This window comes from Enterococcus sp. AZ020, from assembly GCF_050499205.1.
GTDB classification, from domain to species: Bacteria; Bacillota; Bacilli; order Lactobacillales; family Enterococcaceae; genus Enterococcus_L; species Enterococcus_L dunnyi.
The window spans coordinates 638,428-656,950 of sequence record NZ_JBIPAT010000001.1; the positions used below are offsets into that span (position 1 = coordinate 638,428).

Genomic DNA, 18,523 nt, shown 5'->3' on the forward strand with positions numbered 1-18,523 from the left:
ATCATCTCCCCTCAATAATCGACTACCCAATTAAAAACAGTATCTGTCATAAACGCCCCCGTCTTTCCATCATAAATCTCTAGATTCAGCTCGATCCCATCTTTACGAAGATCCTTTGTTCCCTCCTTGTAATTCACTTTGCAAAGGACAACAAAAAAATGATTTGTCTGATCTCCTATGTACTTACCCAAATAATGTGCTTCTTCTTTGATCGATCCATCAGAATTTTTCCAACGGTCAGGCAGCTCTGCTTCCTTTTCTGAATAGTGATAGTCTACTTTTCTTTCTATATTCTCTTTTCCTGCTTCTACTCTCCCTGTATAATCGATCTTTTCTTCACCATATAAGGGAATCTGCTTGCTACCAGCATCTTTCATTTGAATACCCGAGTTATCAAGAATCAAATATACTCTTCTTGATTTTTGTTGATCCGTCAAATGACGTTCATCTCTTATACTAAAAACATAAGGATTCAAGCCAGCTAGATCCTGCGTTTGACCACGATACCCCATCCATTCTTTTAACTCATCTCGAACATACTGAGCTTCTTTCTTTTTTTCGTTCAATTCTATCAATTGCTGATTTCTGATGAGCATTGATGCCAATAGCATAAAAGTTGTTCCCAAGATGACAACTGAGACCAAAACTTCTGCAAGAGTCAGTCCCTCTTCATTTTCCAGCATCAACAACTCCCCCTTTATTAACGATATCTCGCGAAATTATTTCCATTACATCCAAATTATTAAATGTTCGAAGTTACTATACTACAAAAATAACACCGTTTCAATATAAAATAACGATATATCCGAAATGAAAAAAGGTCCCATATAAATATAAATAACCACAAATGACACAACAGACTTTTTTGAACAAAAAAATACCTTCATTTTAATCAAAATAATAGACTTTTATTCAAACCTTTCATCATAAAAAGCTTTTTATTTTTCTGAAAGAACTAGAAATTTTATATAATTATCAAAAAATAGAATTTTTAAAAAACTTAAAATTAATATTAAATAACAAAGTTACAGAATACTCAGATCAGATTCATTCGAAAATAAACAAAAATAAGGCTGAAATAAAAGCTAATCACTAGCTTTTATTTCAGCCTTTTAACTGTTAAACAGTATCAATAATTTTTAGTACAACTCTAAATATTGTTCTCTTTCCCATTCAGAGACTGTTTGACGAAACGCAGCCCATTCCATTCGCTTAGCTTCAACAAAATTCGCATAAATGTGGTTACCTAAAGCATCGATCATCACTTCATCTTTACGTAATTCTTTGATGGCATTATGCAACGTTGATGGTAGATCATGAATTTGCGCTTCATTACGCTCTTCTTCATTCATCACATAGATGTTACGATCCACCGCATCAGGTGGCGTGATTTCATTTTTGATTCCGTTCAACCCAGCTTGTAAAAGAACTGCCATCGATAAGTAAGGATTTGCAGAAGGGTCAACTGAACGTAATTCTAAACGAGTAGATAAACCGCGCGATTCTGGTACACGGACAAGCGGCGAACGGTTTCGACCACTCCAAGCTACGTACACAGGCGCTTCATAACCAGGCACTAAACGTTTATATGAATTCACAGTCGGATTGCAGACCGCTGTGTACGCACGTGCATGTTTCAGCAGTCCACCAAGAAAGTGATAAGCGGTTTGACTGAGCTGCATTGGTCCATTTTCATCATAAAAGACATTTTCCTCGCCTTTAAACAACGACATATTACAATGCATTCCCGAACCACTGATTCCATAAAGCGGTTTTGGCATAAATGTCGCATGCAGTCCATGCTTACGAGCAATTGTTTTTACAACTAATTTGAATGTTTGGATGTTGTCACACGCTTCGATCACATCTGCATATTTAAAGTCGATTTCATGCTGGCCCGGCGCTACTTCATGATGAGAGGCTTCCACTTCAAAACCTAAGCTTTCAAGCTCAAGCACAATGTCTCTACGGCAATTTTCACCTAAATCGGTGGGAGCAAAATCAAAATAACCTCCGCGGTCATTTAGATCTGTCGTGATCTTTCCATCTTCATCCAATTTAAATAAGAAAAATTCTGGCTCAGGACCTAAATTGAAAGACGTAAATCCAAGCTCTTTCATATCTTCAAGTGCACGTTTTAAGTTTCCACGAGGATCCCCAGCAAAAGGTTCTCCACTCGGATTATAAATATCACAGATCAAACGAGCAACCTTCCCGTGATCGCTCTCCCACGGAAAAATCATCCATGTAGATAAGTCTGGATATAAATACATATCACTTTCTTCGATCCGTACAAAACCTTCAATAGAAGAGCCATCAAACATCATTTTGTTGCTTAACACTTTGTCTAATTGACTCACTGGAACTTCCACATTTTTGATCGTTCCCATAATGTCTGTGAACATTAATCGTAAAAATCGAACATTTTCTTCATCGGCGATACGTTTGATATCTTCTACTGTGTTTTGTTTCTTCGTCATTGTCTTCCTTCACGTCCTTCATTTTTTTGTAGAATACAGCGATTATAACTTTGGTCCTCTGGATTGGAATGGATTTTGTTGAGTAAGTCCCCCTTGAGAAATAAGTTCATCATATAAAATCTTCCGAACATCCTCATCTGTCAACGGTCTGTTCGACTCTTGGGCATGTATTTGTTCTTCCAGCTTCATTTCATAGACACGTTTGATCCCTGCCATATTTAGACCGTCAGACAAGTAATCTTTGATTTCAAGCAAAACATCAATATCATTCAGTGAATACATACGGCGATTTCCTTCGCTTCTTTCCGGATGAATCAAATCTTGCTCTTCATAATAACGGATTTGACGTGCTGATAAATCGGTCAGCTTCATAACTGTACCAATTGGAAAAACCGACATCGATCTTCTCAGTTCCTTCTCTCTCATATCCACCCCCCTCTCTTAGATAGGTATAGAATATCAATACTTTTTTCTCTTGTCAATGATTTATGTAAGGTTTTCTAACATAAAATAAAAAAAGGCTCCTTGAGGATACCTTTCTTGCATCAAAGTAAAATCGATCTTTATTAAAACTATGGTAAAAAAAGAACAAACAGAAGATTGATAGCTGGTAAAAAGCAAGCATAAACCGATATCTTCCATTCAGCTTCTTTACCTTTCATTTTCAAAAGTTGTTGATATAGCAAATATAAATTAATAATCAAGAAAACAGATGCACACATAAAAACTCTAGCCCCTGATGCATACATCGTAGGCGAAAACCACATGATCATTGAGGAAAAGATTGCGGCGCAATAACTTAACCCTAGAAAAATTTTTTGCTCAGATACAGTAATGGAACAGACAATGACCAACAGGAAAAACAATCCCCATAATACAAATGGTGCCACAGCTCCTAGTACACTACCATGAAACAAGTTTCCTTGCTTGATTTCTAAAAGTAAATTGATTTTGGTAATCGCTTGAAAATTCGTAAATCGATCAGGAAATGTATGAACTAACAATAATAAGAACGCTGTATATACTCCTGTAACTTTAATTAACATCTTCTTAGCATCGATGAGCGCAGAAACAATAAACAGAACAATAAATAGCAATAATAACTTCGTTTGCCAGCCCTCAAACAACCATGAGCTCCCTCTGAGAACCTTTGTAAAAATAGACAAATCATGATAATCCGGCATCCACATTTTCACTTCTTGCTGCAAGCGTAAGTCATTTCCAGGGGCAGAAAGCATGAAAATAGCACCGCCAATGAAAAATGAAGTCGGAAGGAAAAGAAGGTAATTCTCTTGTTGTTTCCGTAGAAAAATTGCTACATGATAAATCAAGACAACCCCAATAACACAAGCAATCAATTGTTCATTTGATAAAGAAAACAGAAATGCTGGTAACAAATAAGGCCACACATTCGTTTGTTTTCTTCTAAAAAAGTTATCTGCATAAGGAATCAATGCAAACAAACCTAAAGACAGCGGCCATAGATAATTGGTCGCTCCAGTGATCCAAAATAATGCATCCTTCATCACAAAAACGTTCATAAATCCTAAAGAAAAGAACGCTACTAAAAAGTTCACCCGAGTGACCTTTTCACTGAATAGTCGAACTAATGAATAACTATATAAAAACCAGGCACAAGCACTAATGAAATGATGCACAAACAGAGGGACTAAGAAAATAAAATACAGTGTTGTTTCTGGGAATAATCGTGCCGACCATTCTTCATATCGCCACTGAAGGTAGCTGAACAAATCATATTCTCTAGGAGCCGTCATAAACCACCCATCATCTGTTTTTACATCGATCTTAAAATTTGTGAGGTATAAAAAAACCAAAAGGAACAAGCCGCCATAAAAAAATAAATTCTTTTTATTTTTCTTGATAAAATCAACCAACATACTATACCACCTTAACCCAAACTTTTAATCAGTATATCATTTCACTTCCAAAATAACTATACCAGTTCAAAAAAAATACATACAAAACAGAAATCGTTTTGTATGTAACTTTTTCCTCTTTACTCTTCTTCAGCCCTTAGCCACTTGGAAGCTTTTTTAGCAAAGCCTTTGACATGATAGACATTTTTTTCTTCATCAAAATTCTCTGATAGCAACAATGTATGACGAGTCACTTCACTTAATTGTTGTCCTTGGTCAGAGTGTATATCAAACTCATAGGGAAGCAGTAACTCCATCATTTTTTCTCTGACAACGCGAGTTAAATCTTCTTTGCCGCGTGTACTTTTAGCAGAAATCAGTACGTTAGGAAATAAAGTCGGCGTAAAATCGTTCGGATCGATTTGGTCCCCCTTATTATAAACCGTTAAAACTGGGATCTGCTCTAGATCAAGGTCATTTAACAGCTCAACGACTGTTTGTTCATGCTGTAGACGATCTTCCGCACTCGCGTCAACAACATGCAGCAAGAGATCCATACTACGGCTTTCTTCTAGCGTTGATTGAAACGCTTCGATCAACTGCGTCGGCAAATCTTGAATGAATCCTACCGTATCAGTAATCGTCACGATCATTCCTTGTGGAAGTTGCCATTTTTTAGTTAATGGATCAAGCGTTGCAAACAACTGATCTTCCGAGTAAGTACCAGCTGTCGTTAATAAGTTCAAAATCGTCGACTTGCCGGCATTCGTATAGCCGATCAAACCAATTTGAAACAAATCTGAAGATTGACGCTTTTGTCTACTTCTTTCACGATGAGCGGTCACTTCTTTCAGCTCACGCTTGATTGCTGTTATCTTGTTACGGATATGTCGTCGGTCTGATTCTAGCTTTGTTTCCCCTGGTCCTCTTGTTCCGATTCCTCCGCCTAAACGAGATAACTGTTTTCCTTGCCCGATCAATCTTGGCAGTAAGTAGTTTAGTTGAGCAAGCTCAACCTGCAGCTTTCCTTCTTTTGAACGGGCCCGCATCGCGAAGATATCAAGAATCAGCTGTACACGATCGATCACTTTTACCCCAAGCGCTTCAACGATTAGTTGATTCTGTCTCGGTGTTAATTCATGGTTGAAAATAACCAAATCAGCTTCATAAGCATCAACCAGCTGAAGTAACTCTTCTATTTTTCCCTTTCCAATGACCGTCTTTTGGTCGATTTTGGGACGTTTTTGGATCAAAGAAAAGACAACTTCACCTTCTGCTGTTTTTGTTAAGTTTTTCAATTCTTTCATTGAACCTTCAAAACGAGTATAATTTTCTTCGGTTTCTACACCAACTAATATAACTTTTTCTATGTTTTTTTCCATTTCTTATCCTTCCGAAGAGCCTAGCCAGTCAACTATCGCTTGTTCCAGCTCCAGCTGTGTTTCTGGATGCTGAACTAAATCCCACCAGTTAGCATTCATACGATTTTTAAACCATGTCAACTGCCTTTTCGCATATCTTCTTGAGTTTTGTTTCACTTGGGAAACTGCGTCTTCTAAGTCTTCCTTTCCCTCAAAATAAGGGAAAAATTCTTTGTAACCAATTCCTTGGATCGATTGCTGTGGTTGTTCCTCATAAAGTTGAGCTGCTTCTTTTAAAAGACCAGAATCAAGCATGAGCTCTACTCGCTGATTGATACGCTCGTATAACAATGTACGATCCGTTTCTAAGCCCACTAAAAAATAGTCATATAAAGGTTTAGGTGTTTCTCTTGGTGTCAAGATACTGTATCCTGTTTTATCAAATACTTCGAGTGCTCGAATGATTTTTTTTTGATTATTGTAATGGATGCTCTCAGCTGCTTTAGGGTCTTTTTTCTGAAGCAATGCCCATAATTTTTCGTTTCCATTTTCTTTAGCGAATCGTTCATAGCTTTCTCGAATTTCAGTTGACTCATCTTTAGCACCTAATTCAAAATCATACAGCAACGCTTGGATATACAATCCTGTTCCTCCCACAACGATCGGTAACTTGCCTTTTTTGATGATCTCATCGATCATTCGACGTCCTTCTTTTTGAAAATCAGCAACCGAATATGTTTCTGACCACTCACGGCAATCGATCAAGTAATGAGGTACTCCAGCCCGCTCTTCCTTTGTTGCCTTAGCCGTTCCAATATCCAAGCCTTTATACACTTGCATTGAATCTCCACTGATAATTTCACCATCCAATTGTTTTGCCAATTGAATACTTAGAGCTGTTTTACCAACTGCTGTTGGGCCTGCTATAACTAATACTTTTTTCAATTTCTTCATCCTTTAGCTTGTACTTCTTTACGCACCTGCAGTGCGATTTCTGGAAAATCTGTATGGATTCCTGACAATCGAGACTCGATACATCGCTTCATTTTCTCTTTATCATTCACAGTCCAGGGTCGAATCGCTTTAGGAAAATCGCTCAACTCTTCTATATGCTCAAGTACCCATTCAATATTTGGATGGATCCCCTCGATAAATGATGATTTCACTGCTTGATTTTTTTTACACTCAGAGGCTTTGAATATCAGCGCGATCGATCGGTTCTTTTCAAGCGTCCAAACCTTCTCCAGACTAGGATAATGAAAACTTGAATACATATAATCAAACATCCTCGTTCGGCTTTGCATCAGCTGAACAAGCTGCGATTCGATTCCTTCGTACTGGATTTGATCCGTTTTTATTTCGATATTCAATAAACCGTAAAATTTCTCTTCTTCAAGCAACTGTAAGACTTCTTCTAGCGTTGGAATCTTCTGTTCAACTGGAAACGGCTTAAACCATAGACCAGCATCCAGCTGTTTTAGCTCCGCAAGAGTTAGATCGGCTACGAAACCAGAACCATTCGTTGTACGATCAACCGTTTCATCATGAATCACGACTAGCTGTTTGTCCTTTGATAAATGAACATCGAGCTCTATACCATCTGCTCCCACACGAACCGCTTCTTTGAATGCGATTAATGTATTTTCCGGATGTGTTCCTTTGCTCCCTCGGTGAGCGATTATCTTGGTCACAACGATCCCTCCAGTCGCACTCATTGTATCATTCCTACTAATGAGTATCAAACAATAAAAAAAGACAGACGAGCATTTTTGCCACCTGTCTTCATTCACTTACTATTCTTGATTTCTTCCTATAAATCGCTTTTTTCTTGAGCTAGTTCATAAGAAACATATTTTTCAAGCCCAGCTTTGGTCGTATGCTTCGGCTCATAACCAATCGCTTTTATTTTTGAAATGTCTGCTAAAGAGTACTTTATATCTCCAGAACGTTCCGGTTGATTTTGAACAGGCAACTCGCTAGCTAAAAGCTCATCTAACGTTGCAACTAAATCATTAAGGTTGATTGCTGTCCCTGTACCAACATTATAGACTTCACCTAAAGAAGCATTTGATGTAGCGACTAAATCTAACGCCTGAACAACATCCTCGATAAAAACAAAATCTCTCGATTGTGATCCGTCACCAAACATAGTAAATGATGTCTCTTCTTTATTTAGAAGCTTTTTGTACCGATCCATAATAATCGATATCACTCCAGAATAAGGTGATTCAGGATTCTGTTTTGGGCCATAGACATTAAAGAAACGAACTGCGCTTGTTGGGATTTGATATAAATGATAATAATCTACCACATATTTTTCCGCTGCAAACTTATCGATTGCATAGGGTGTCAATGGACGGATCACTGATTCTTCTGCTTTAGGTAAAGTAGGCTCATCTCCATAAACTGCTGCTGAGGAGGTAAAGACCAAACGCTTCAAATCAACTTGATGGGCTCTGATCAATTCTAATAATTGAAATACACTGTCAAAATTTACCTGATGTGTTTCAACTGGTCGTTCGACAGAATCAGCGACACTAGCAACTGCTGCTAAATGAAAAATGTAATCGAATTGGTTTGTTTTCAACAGCTCCTCCATCAATGAAAAATCTGTAACAGAACCTTCAATAAAACGAATATTATCAGAGTGATCTAAATTATTTTTATTTCCCATCGATAAATCGTCTACAACGATCACCTGATGATTTTTAGAATAAAAATTTGCTAAGGTCGAGCCGATGAATCCAGCACCACCTGTAATCAATATATTGTTCATTTATCCGTAACTCCTAGCTTTTATATAGAATATAATTATTCGATGTTCTTAACGTTCTTAGTTTATCATTCTTTTTGAGTATGGTCTACTTTAATTAAAAAAGACTAGTGGATGATCACTGATCCATCCACTAGTCTTGAAATGCATAGCTACTCTAAGAACTTATTCATTAAAAAGCTTATTGTTTTTCTTTTGCTATCTCTACGACTGATTTCTTTTCTTTTTTCGCTTGTTTGAGCAATTCAACGATCTCATTATTATGCATTTTATCTGGATCGATCCCTGCAGCTCTAAGTGATTCCCGAGCAGCTTCGATCTCATCATCATCAATTGTTTCAATATCTAGTTCTTTTAGATAGTCCTTAAGAGACTGTCCGCTTTTTTTGATTTTCTCTACCATAGTTTGTACTTCCTGATCTGTAAACTGCGTACTGTCAAATCCTGCCTGTTCAATTTCTGAGCGATATTTTTCCAATTCTTCCATGCTCATCGTAATTTGTTCATAGCTATATGAAACATCTGTTTCATCGGAATGATCGATCACGCTTGATTTACTATACACATCAGCTGTTTGAGTTGATTTCGTTGTAGAAGCTTTGGTCTCAGCTTCTTTTTGATTATTCAATTGTATAAAAACAATGACACCTACTAATAGGATGAGCGCAGAAATTAAAAAGAAAGCTTTTCTATTTTTCATAAATGCCCCTCTATTCTATTTATCAATCGCAACAGCCATTTTGTTTGGACTGTATGAAAGAGCTACCGTTCCTTCACTGACCCACATTGTTCCGTAGATCGGATCCGTAACATGGAAACTATTTCCATCAAATCCAGTGATCAACCAAACGTGTAAATTGGCAACTTTTAAAGAACCATAATAGGTTCCATCAATGATCGGTGCTGCTAAATATGGGTAGGTTCCCCAAACAACTAAAGGATTCCCTTTCATCAACTCTTCTTTGAATTGAGCTGTACCAACACCACTGATATCTCTTGAATTTGGTGCATATCTTTTTGCATAAGGTGTAAATGCTCTTGGGTATATCGTATGGAAGCCGTATTTATCTGTTGGATGTCCGTTGAAGCCTTCATGCGGATTGCCCCAAGAAGGAACTTTCGGTACTGCTTCTGTGACCTGATGAATATTTTGGCCACGGGTCGCTCCCAGATAAGCTAATGCCATATAAAGCGAAAATTCTTCACACCCATTTGGATAGCCCATTGCCATTTGATTATAATAAGGAACATCCATAAATGTCTTTTGGTTTTTACTTGTTGCAGCAACAATGTTTTTATGTGCTGTCATATAGCCATAAGGTGTCTCTAAAATCGGGTAACCATTTTTATCAAGCACTCGTTTTTTCACATCGATGACTGTACCAGCAGAAATATCATTTCCTCTATTTAATGAACGGTCTGTATAGTAATGTTTCGTTCTTAACTCGATTCGTTTAGGCGCATCCATGTAATAGTTGCCCATACCGGCTGGCGCCTTCTTGTAGTTGTTTGAAACTGCCGGACCATTCGACATCTTTCTGACTAGAACGATATCAAAAGCTTCCATTCGAAAACGGTAACCAGATGTACCGCTAATTCCTCCATTTTTATTCCAGCCTAACCAGCCAAAATACTCAGCATGTGTCCGATAATACACATCGAAATGTTTTGCTAACTCACCAGTCAAGCGAATATCATAAGCTTCTACTCGTTTAGATTCCCCTGTCGTTCCGCTTAATTGGTTATTCGACATATAATTTTGCCAACCTTTGTCCTGTACATGTGTTCTATATTCAACGCCGCCTGACACAGGGGCATTTTCAATTTTTACTTTGATCGCTTCTACTCGTTTGCTTTGACCCATCGAGCCATTTGTTTGCCCATTTTTGCTTGGTGTTTGCCAGCCTTTGTCTTGCACATGGCTTTGGTAAATAATATTTGGCTGTTTATATTGCACAAAATAGCGTGTCACTGAACCAGGTGCGGCCACTCCTTTTTTCACCAATTGAACTTCAACCGATTCTAACTGATAACTAAATCCCGCTGTACCAGAGTTTTGACCATTACTTGCCCAATCCAGCCAGCCAAAGTTTCTAGCATGTACACGGTAGTAAACATCAAAGTGCTGAGCTAACTCACCAGTCAAACGAATGCTTAATGCTTCCATCCGCTTAGATTGTTTCACAGTTCCAATCACCGCATTGTTCGCAACATAATCCTGCCAGCCAATATCCTGAACATGACTGCGATATTCAATACCACCTGACACAGGAAGATTGTCGACTGTAAGTTTCATTGCTTCCATCCGTTTAGATTGACCTGTAGTTCCACTCAATTGTCCATTAGATTTCACACCTTGCCAACCGATGTCCTGGATATGGCTTTGGTATTTTATATTTGGTTTTTTATACTGAACAAAAGGACGTGTTGTTTTTCCAGGTGCAGCTTGACCCTTCTCTACCAGTTGAATCTGAATGCCTTTGATCTCATAAGAAAAACCAGTCGTTCCAGAATTTTGACCATTCACAGACCAATCCAGCCAACCAAAATTTTGGGCCTGCACTCTGTAATAAACATCATAAGTTTCTTTAAGCATCCCAGTCAGCTGAATTTGAATCGCTTCCATTCTTTTTCCGGAAACACCGCTGATACTATTGGCGTCAGTAAAGTTTTGCCAACCGACCTCTGCTACATGTGCACGATATTGGATGCTGCCTTGTTCCGGCTCTCCTCCAGTAAGTGCTACCTTTAACGCTTCGATTCGACCAGCTGAAAAAATGGCTTGTGTGCCATTTGTTTGTTCTGGCTGCCAGCCTGATTTTTCATTATAGATCGAATAGCTGACTGTAAGAGGAGCCGTGCTTTTTTCTACTTGGCTGCTTCCCTCTACTGAGTCCTGAGTTTCAGTACTTCCATTTTCTTCGACACTACTCATTTGAGTTGTACTTGTATCTGTAGACTCCATAATTCGCTCTGTATCACTAGTTGATACAGCTTGTGATTCTTCCACCGTATTCATTGAACTCGTCTGTTCCTGCGAAAAGACCATAGACGGCATAAAAATAACAGAAGCTATCATACCGACAAATAAATACCCTAGTTTCTTTTTCAACTTTTCCACCCCTCATCTTTCAATAAAATAATTGTAACAAAGTTAACTCTTTTTGTCCATCAAAATAATTGTTACTTTAAGTTATTTTATATAATCTAAAAATCCTGTTTTACACTCTTTATTTGCAATAAAAAAATGGCAGAGAACTGATTTTTTAAATCAGCTCTCTGCCATTTGAAAAAGAATAAATAACGTTTTTACGTCCCCTTCAATAATCCACGGAACTCATTAAAGCTTTGAAGCATCTTTTTATGATTCACTAATAGATAAAGTAAATAACATACTCCATACACAGCTGTACTAATAAAACTACCGCCGAAAAACAGGTTACTTAAGATAAACAAAACAGTCATTGATGTCTCTATAATTAGAGCTTTGATTATGGGAATGTTCATTGATTTGCACAAAAACAACTCTGCAAAGTTACATCTAAAGGCTAAGCTGATCAAGATAAGGCCTACCGCCCAAGTCAGGTTGCCGAAGCCAAAAATAATGATGACCGACAAAATAAGCGATAACGATAATGTCGTTAGGTTAACGAACAAAATCGTCTTTTCTTTTCTCAAAGCTTTTAGGTATGTATTGATCAGTAGAGACATTCGTCCTTCGTAAATAATGATCGGGAACAAGATCCCCATAAACTTCAAACTCTCAGCATATTCAGGCAGCCATGCAGCCAAAATATATTTTGCAGGAACATAGAATAGTAAAATCCCGTACGTAATCGGAACAAATAAATTTCTTAGCGTAACAAAGAGGTTCGGTAATTTTTCTTGGTTCGTTCTTCTGAGCAATGGAAACATAACAACGCCAACTGCATTGACGAAGGTCAAAAACATATTAGAAATACTCAATGTGAAAGACAATTTCCCAAATGTTTCGATCGTCCATTTTTTTTCAACAAAAAAGCGAATCGTTCCGATGATCAACATACTTGCAATACTGCTGATCATCAATTTACTACCAATGTTGATATTATCGATGATTTCAGGTAAGACTTTTCTTAAGCGAATCATTTTCAAGCTGAGCATATCTCTAATACGATACATTCCCCAGATCGTCATGATCAATTTAGACAGAATATCCATCGTAATCAACCAGAAAAAGTTTCGTCCCCCCATAAGCAGGTAAACACCGATGAACATAACATACAAATAACGATCAGTTCTAGATAATTGCGCATATTCTTTGATACGGTTCGTTGATTGAAAAATAAAGAGGATAAATGTTTTCGAGATAGTGATCAAAGAGACGACCGCAGTTAATATCAAAATAAGTGATTTATTGCTTGGTGGTAAAAAGAAAAAGGCCCATACGATCACTAAGGATGAAAGAATGACCTCAAATATAGCTAAATACCAAAATTGAGAGCCTAAATTTCTCTTATCTAGATCTTCGTATTCTTCCCCCCCAATCTTCAAATAAATCCCATCGATCCAGCCTAAATGGAAAAAACCAACATAAGATGAGTAGAAAACATACAGCTGCCAATAGCTATATTCCCTGACACCAAGTAATTTTGGAACAAATAAATTTAGCAGAATTGAGATTCCTAATGTGGCAAAGTTAGCTGCAACTGTATAGTATAAATTTTTTATAACTGATCTAGCCTTTTCATTCATAATATATTCCTCTTATTTCCTTATCTAGTCTAATCGATGACTACAAATAACTATTGTTCCCAGATTTTATTAAACATAAATTTTTTTATCTATTTCTTAAAAAAATTAGCAAACCAACCACTAAATTGATAGTTGTGTATGATAGCTTCAGGAAGTGGCACCATAGGAGTTTGTAAAAATGCTACAAGGTCTTCTTTATTATTGTCAGATAAAATGAACACATTTTCTTGTCGATAAAAGTCATGTTCCTGCACGCTAGTATTATTCGTGATGAGTTTTTTATTCAAGAATAAAGCTTCTAAAGGTCTGAGAGAAATACCTTGCTGCCCAATTTGAACAATATCTAAAATAGCTTTAGTATTTCCTTCGTAATTAATTAATTCACTGTAAGGTAATGCTGGTTTATAGTCATAATCTCGTCGAGAATTTTTAGACGAATCCACAATATAAATCAACGGTTTCAACTGCTTACTGATAAAGTACTGCTCTAAATCTAATAATAAGGGTAGTCGATTCTTATCCACGCCAATAAAACAAATATCAGAACGATACTTAGCCTCTCTTTTTGTGACTTCTAGTCTCGTTCGGTCAATAAATTGATTGTTTTGATGCATTCCATATTTTTCACAATCATTTTTATCGAACGACCACAACTCACAATTCAAGTCTGAATAAAAGGAAAGAGGTGTATCTTTAGATACAGGGTTACTGTACCAAACAACTACACGTATTTTGGGAAAATTCCGATTCAAATACTTAATTAGCGGTCGAGAAAAAAAATGAGAATTTAATAAGATAAAATCAATGTCTGATAGTTTTTTCTTCCAACTACCATAAAAAAAAGTTCCAAACTGTAGATTCAATTTTTTATCAATATAATTACTCAATTTAACCCATAGCGGCCGCTTATCAAAATATTTTTCTACATGAATTCCCAAACTTTGTGCATCTTTCGAAAAAAGAACTGATTTATCATCTAAAGTAATAATCATCATTCGTTCATAATCCATCAATAATTCCTCCATCTCACCTATTTCCAATAGAAGGTATAGGGATGATGCGTTACTCTTTCTTTTTCTGGCGGCATTTCCATGTAATTACCATAACGCAATACTAAAAATTTCTCCCTATCTTTAATTGCTCGAACTGTTTCTCCCTCAAATATAATATCTTCGTAATGTTCAAACCATTCAGTAGGGAAAATGCCCCAATGCTCATCGAAAAACTCGATATATCCACATAGAGATGTCCCTGAAATAGGGTATTTGATTACCTCATTCATAAACAGTTTTTTCCAGTGATCATAGCCACCCTGCTTCACTAGTTTACGATACCTTGGATAAAGTAAAACTCTCTTGCCATATGCTTTCCATTTTGTTCTTGAAATTGCGTAGGAAGCATTTAAGGAAGCCAACATATTATAACGGTATAATTCACACTTATCTCCGAATTCTTTTCTGATTGAATCTTCTACCGGAAATCCATCTATTGGGAATATATCTACAAATACTCCTAACTCAGGGTCTTCACTGTGATAAAATTGTGTTGTTTCAACACACGTTCTTTTATCCACTAATTTCGCATAAGTGTAACGATAATTGTCCCTAGTTTCTAAGCTGAGTAGCAAATAAGTTGATTCTTTCGATAATATCTGAATCAAGCGATCATAATTTGGTCGCGTTAAAACTATATCTAAATCATCATCCCACGGAATATACCCTTGATGTCTTTCGGCGCCAATCAAACTACCATAAAAAACTGAATATTCAATATTATGTTTTCGACAAAGTTGATCGATATAAACTAGAATTTTAGTACTTACTTGTTGTACTTCTTTAATTGTTAATTGTTTCATTTTTTCTCTCCGACTATATAATATTAGTTCTGAATATTTTTCTTTGTCTGACCGTAAATGACACCTAAATATAGCCAAAATAAGAAGGTTCCAATCTTATTAACTAAAATCAATTCCGTTAAGAATAACGCCGATACAAAAATTGTTAAGACAATTAGCGTATCATATAATAAGTAATTATCAGACACCATTTTTTTGTTAGAAAACAAAGCTTTCAAAGTACTAAATACTTGGCTGACTAAAAATGCCATTAGAGGAATTATTCCTGCTAATCCTGTTGTCGCCAATACATAGAAAAAGAAATTGTGTGAGGTTTGTTCTTTAATAGCAATTAACGTATTTGGCAAGATTTCTTGAGCGTAAGAAACTAAGTTTCTAGGAGAGGTTCCAAACCAAATACTTGTTTTAAATATATCAATCGAACTTTGCCATAGACCAAAGCGATTATTAGAAATATCTGATTTATTTTCGACATCAGGACGCTCAAGTGACACATTAGGAACATCCTTTACTCTGATTTCTCTTAGAAACTCTAATATTGAAAGCATTCCTTTTTCAATCAATTTTGTGATGACATAGGCTAAGAGCACACTAACTAGACCTGAAATAAGTGCATAAATAATTTGTATGATAAGCGACTTATGAGCGAATTTCCTATAAGCACTAAAAAAGATACCTACAAAAATCACTACAAGTAATTCAACATAAGCTGTTCTTGAACCTGATAAAACAATATATATCCATTGTAACGCGATATTTATACTGACAAGAATAATCCATTTTTTGGCAAGTTTTTGCACCAATAATTTTACAGACAAAATCATCGAGACAACAGAAATAGTTGCTGCAAAATTAGGATCTGCGAATAATCCATAGAGTCTATTTTCATAGAAACCAACACGTAAACCGTTATATATTTTATCTAATGGTTCCGTATGTGAATATTGAGTAAAGAACATTCCCAAAGCTATCACAACTAATACTGCCCAAAAGACTAATAGAATTCTTTCTAATAGACGTAATGTTTTGCGATCATATTCTTTTCCAATTTGATAAATCACCAAAAGATATATTGCCTGCCAAAATATAAGTTTCATATTAGCTACTAGGTAAACTTGATAATGAACAAGAGTAGATAACAGAATCATGGCCAAAAAAATCAGTAAAAATGGATTGAATTGATCAAACTTTTTATTCTTTATACTAGTATACAACTGATTTAATATATAAATCAAACCCCAAAGAGACAACAAACTGAAAACCAAACTATCAAATTTACTTGGAATTAAACTATATATCCCTATTGTCCTTATGAGCAACATCACCTCAAAAGATACTAAAAAAGGTAGCTTTGTTTTATTTAAAAAATTATTTAACCCCATATTTACTGCTCCTACTTATTCATTTTTTGTTTTCCGATATTTTTCTTCAAGCACTGCGAGCTTACTATATAATGAAACATTTATTCTAAGTAAAATAGCTGCAAGTCTTCTTTGACTAGTAAAATAATGATTTCTAAGCACAAACATCGTGTTTTTCCGAAGAAATCGTACTATTTCTTTTTGCTTTATTTTATTCTCAGCATCTAAATGACTATTCATCATTTTGTCCAATACTGTAAAATATGCCCAGCAAACACGAGTGTGAGCAACATATTCTAAATCCGGATAATTTTTCAATATACGTTTTTCATTATTTTCCCAAGCTTCTATTGTATCGAAATCTTTTTTAGAAAAACTATCACTAGTAATACTATTTTCTCGATGAAAGTAGTAATATTTCTGCTGAGTATCAATCACTACTTTTGTTGTGCATTCAAGTACATCTAAAATCACTGCAGCATCTTCAGTTATTCTTCCTATTGGATAGCGGACTTCTGTAAATATTTCTTTTTTATATAGTTTATTATAAGCATTTACAGATACTAACTTGCCTTCAAAAATTATTTTAGTTGCATCAAATCTATCTGTAACGATATATTTTGCTTCCTTTTTTACTGGAGTCTTTCCAGCATACAAATCAAAAATACCACAGATTGATAAATCAGCATCTTCTCTTTTTAAATTAGTGTACAGCAACTCATACATATCTTCAGCAATATAGTCATCGCTATCAACAAATCCAATATAACGACCTTTAGCTACTTCGATCCCAGTATTTCTTGCTGCGCTTAAGCCGCCATTTTCTTGATGGATAACAGTGATCCGTTGATCGGCTTTCGCATATTCATCACACATCTCACCGCTTCTGTCCGGCGAACCGTCATCGACCAAAATCAGTTCAAAATCTTGGAATGTTTGAGCTAAAATGGATTTTACACACTTATCTAGATATTGCTCTACTTTATATACCGGAACAATAATACTTATCTCAGGCACTACTTTTTCACTCCTCGGTTTTCATAATTCTTATGACTTGCTCTAAGCCTTCTTCTAAGGAATAAATTGGCTGCCACCCCAATCGTTCTATCTTATCAGTAGCTAGAATCGCCTGCGTTGCTTTAGAATAACCCGCAGCTTCTGTTTGATCTGGAATTTCAAAGATCACTTTTCTACCAACGATCGCAGCCAGCTTTTCTGCCAACTCTTTTAGTGTTAAGTCAAATTGGCTATTGGCAATATTGTACGCTTCGCCAGATTTACCTTCTAGAAGTAAATACAATAATGCGTATGCTGCATCAGCAACATAACAATAAGAATAATACTGTGTTCCTGCACTCTTTAAAACGATATCTTCGTCGTTCACAGCGTTTCGAATAAACTGAGAAGAAGCTTTGGAATCTTCTTTCAGCATCGTTGGACCAAAAATACGGCATAATCTAGGAATCACTACATCGACATCATACTGCTGAATATACGCTTGGCACAGTGCTTCACTTGCTCGTTTCCCTTCCGGATAACCAGCCCTTAACGTATTACTGTCTATATAGCCACAATATTGCTCATCAAATTTCTCTACGTCGCCCCTATTTTCTCCGTATATTTCAACAGTGGAAAGAAACAATACCCGTTCAACAGAATGCTTCGCTGCATAGTTCAGCACCTGTTCTGTTCCTTTGATATTCGTCATGATCGTATTGATCGGATCTTCTACGTAGGCTTTTGGATGTGTATTACTTGCACCATGAATAATGAAATCATACGTAATATCAGAGACTAACGGTTCTAAAACATCTCCTGCCACTAGATGAAAGTGGCGATCACCCAGATATTTGACAAACCTCGACTCCAGCTTTCCTAAATTTCTTCCCATCGCATAAACTGAGATGTTGAGAGCTTGTTTCTTATTCAAGGCCATTAAGCAGTCGATCAAAAACGTTCCGATCATACCTGAAGCCCCGATAATCAAGATCGATTTATTTTTTAATTTGTTCCATGCCAATTGTTCCTGAACAACTTTTTCGATATCTTTTTGATAATCAAGATTATTTGAAAACATAGTGT

Annotated in this window: 16 protein-coding genes; all 16 read right to left on the reverse strand. The window is 36.3% G+C overall.

From position 1 onward, the window contains the following. Positions 1-11: 11 nt before the first annotated feature. The 16 genes from IGI58_RS03025 to IGI58_RS03100 all read right to left on the reverse strand — a co-directional run bounded on the left by IGI58_RS03025 (position 12) and on the right by IGI58_RS03100 (position 18,518). Positions 12-683 (reverse strand): type II secretion system protein, encoded by a 672-nt coding sequence (locus tag IGI58_RS03025; protein WP_429954505.1) that lies wholly within the window; start codon positions 681-683, stop codon positions 12-14. 456 nt (positions 684-1,139) lie between these two features. Further along, positions 1,140-2,480 carry a type I glutamate--ammonia ligase gene (glnA, locus tag IGI58_RS03030; protein WP_087641116.1) on the reverse strand — a complete coding sequence of 447 codons (1,341 nt, stop codon included), beginning with the start codon at positions 2,478-2,480 and terminating at the stop codon, positions 1,140-1,142. Between the two features lie 42 nt (positions 2,481-2,522). After that, on the reverse strand, positions 2,523-2,906 hold the full coding sequence (locus IGI58_RS03035) for a MerR family transcriptional regulator (protein WP_087641115.1): 384 nt from the start codon (positions 2,904-2,906) through the stop codon (positions 2,523-2,525). Between the two features lie 146 nt (positions 2,907-3,052). Next, positions 3,053-4,378: a DUF6056 family protein gene (locus IGI58_RS03040; RefSeq protein ID WP_429954504.1), complete on the reverse strand. Its 1,326-nt coding sequence runs from the start codon at positions 4,376-4,378 to the stop codon at positions 3,053-3,055. Between the two features lie 119 nt (positions 4,379-4,497). Next, positions 4,498-5,739 (reverse strand): GTPase HflX, encoded by a 1,242-nt coding sequence (hflX, locus tag IGI58_RS03045; protein ID WP_429954503.1) that lies wholly within the window; start codon positions 5,737-5,739, stop codon positions 4,498-4,500. Positions 5,740-5,742: 3 nt separating this feature from the next. Further along, the gene (gene miaA / locus IGI58_RS03050; RefSeq protein ID WP_429954502.1) at positions 5,743-6,663 is read right to left on the reverse strand and encodes a tRNA (adenosine(37)-N6)-dimethylallyltransferase MiaA; all 921 of its coding nucleotides are present in this window, start codon (positions 6,661-6,663) and stop codon (positions 5,743-5,745) included. A 5-nt stretch (positions 6,664-6,668) separates the two neighbouring features. Then, positions 6,669-7,433 (reverse strand): glycerophosphodiester phosphodiesterase, encoded by a 765-nt coding sequence (locus tag IGI58_RS03055; protein ID WP_429956312.1) that lies wholly within the window; start codon positions 7,431-7,433, stop codon positions 6,669-6,671. 95 nt (positions 7,434-7,528) lie between these two features. Continuing rightward, positions 7,529-8,494 (reverse strand): NAD-dependent epimerase/dehydratase family protein, encoded by a 966-nt coding sequence (locus IGI58_RS03060; protein ID WP_225534186.1) that lies wholly within the window; start codon positions 8,492-8,494, stop codon positions 7,529-7,531. A 178-nt stretch (positions 8,495-8,672) separates the two neighbouring features. After that, the gene (locus IGI58_RS03065) at positions 8,673-9,191 is read right to left on the reverse strand and encodes a hypothetical protein (protein ID WP_429954500.1); all 519 of its coding nucleotides are present in this window, start codon (positions 9,189-9,191) and stop codon (positions 8,673-8,675) included. A gap of 15 nt (positions 9,192-9,206) precedes the next feature. Beyond that, complete coding sequence (locus tag IGI58_RS03070) at positions 9,207-11,603, reverse strand: C39 family peptidase (RefSeq protein ID WP_429954499.1); 2,397 nt, start codon at positions 11,601-11,603, stop codon at positions 9,207-9,209. 197 nt (positions 11,604-11,800) lie between these two features. Then, the gene (locus IGI58_RS03075; RefSeq protein WP_429954498.1) at positions 11,801-13,225 is read right to left on the reverse strand and encodes a lipopolysaccharide biosynthesis protein; all 1,425 of its coding nucleotides are present in this window, start codon (positions 13,223-13,225) and stop codon (positions 11,801-11,803) included. An 89-nt stretch (positions 13,226-13,314) separates the two neighbouring features. Then, positions 13,315-14,235, reverse strand: a complete 921-nt coding sequence (locus IGI58_RS03080; protein ID WP_429954497.1) for a lipopolysaccharide biosynthesis protein — start codon at positions 14,233-14,235, stop codon at positions 13,315-13,317. Positions 14,236-14,255: 20 nt separating this feature from the next. After that, positions 14,256-15,080 (reverse strand): LicD family protein, encoded by an 825-nt coding sequence (locus tag IGI58_RS03085; protein WP_429954496.1) that lies wholly within the window; start codon positions 15,078-15,080, stop codon positions 14,256-14,258. Between the two features lie 23 nt (positions 15,081-15,103). Then, a complete protein-coding gene (locus IGI58_RS03090) occupies positions 15,104-16,462 on the reverse strand; it encodes an O-antigen ligase family protein (protein ID WP_429954495.1) in 1,359 nt (452 codons plus the stop codon). A gap of 15 nt (positions 16,463-16,477) precedes the next feature. Then, positions 16,478-17,458: a glycosyltransferase family 2 protein gene (locus IGI58_RS03095; RefSeq protein WP_429954494.1), complete on the reverse strand. Its 981-nt coding sequence runs from the start codon at positions 17,456-17,458 to the stop codon at positions 16,478-16,480. A gap of 7 nt (positions 17,459-17,465) precedes the next feature. Then, positions 17,466-18,518, reverse strand: a complete 1,053-nt coding sequence (locus IGI58_RS03100) for an NAD-dependent epimerase/dehydratase family protein (protein ID WP_429954493.1) — start codon at positions 18,516-18,518, stop codon at positions 17,466-17,468. Positions 18,519-18,523: the final 5 nt, after the last annotated feature.

What these genes read in the sequence shown, in the direction of transcription:
- IGI58_RS03025 (WP_429954505.1), bottom strand. Translation starts at nt 683, where the DNA reads ATGCTGGAAAATGAAGAGGGACTGACTCTTGCAGAAGTTTTGGTCTCA.
- glnA (WP_087641116.1), bottom strand. Translation starts at nt 2,480, where the DNA reads ATGACGAAGAAACAAAACACAGTAGAAGATATCAAACGTATCGCCGAT.
- IGI58_RS03035 (WP_087641115.1), bottom strand. Translation starts at nt 2,906, where the DNA reads ATGAGAGAGAAGGAACTGAGAAGATCGATGTCGGTTTTTCCAATTGGT.
- IGI58_RS03040 (WP_429954504.1), bottom strand. Translation starts at nt 4,378, where the DNA reads ATGTTGGTTGATTTTATCAAGAAAAATAAAAAGAATTTATTTTTTTAT.
- hflX (WP_429954503.1), bottom strand. Translation starts at nt 5,739, where the DNA reads ATGGAAAAAAACATAGAAAAAGTTATATTAGTTGGTGTAGAAACCGAA.
- IGI58_RS03055 (WP_429956312.1), bottom strand. Translation starts at nt 7,433, where the DNA reads ATGAGTGCGACTGGAGGGATCGTTGTGACCAAGATAATCGCTCACCGA.
- IGI58_RS03060 (WP_225534186.1), bottom strand. Translation starts at nt 8,494, where the DNA reads ATGAACAATATATTGATTACAGGTGGTGCTGGATTCATCGGCTCGACC.
- IGI58_RS03065 (WP_429954500.1), bottom strand. Translation starts at nt 9,191, where the DNA reads ATGAAAAATAGAAAAGCTTTCTTTTTAATTTCTGCGCTCATCCTATTA.
- IGI58_RS03075 (WP_429954498.1), bottom strand. Translation starts at nt 13,225, where the DNA reads ATGAATGAAAAGGCTAGATCAGTTATAAAAAATTTATACTATACAGTT.
- IGI58_RS03080 (WP_429954497.1), bottom strand. Translation starts at nt 14,235, where the DNA reads ATGGATTATGAACGAATGATGATTATTACTTTAGATGATAAATCAGTT.
- IGI58_RS03085 (WP_429954496.1), bottom strand. Translation starts at nt 15,080, where the DNA reads ATGAAACAATTAACAATTAAAGAAGTACAACAAGTAAGTACTAAAATT.
- IGI58_RS03090 (WP_429954495.1), bottom strand. Translation starts at nt 16,462, where the DNA reads ATGGGGTTAAATAATTTTTTAAATAAAACAAAGCTACCTTTTTTAGTA.
- IGI58_RS03100 (WP_429954493.1), bottom strand. Translation starts at nt 18,518, where the DNA reads ATGTTTTCAAATAATCTTGATTATCAAAAAGATATCGAAAAAGTTGTT.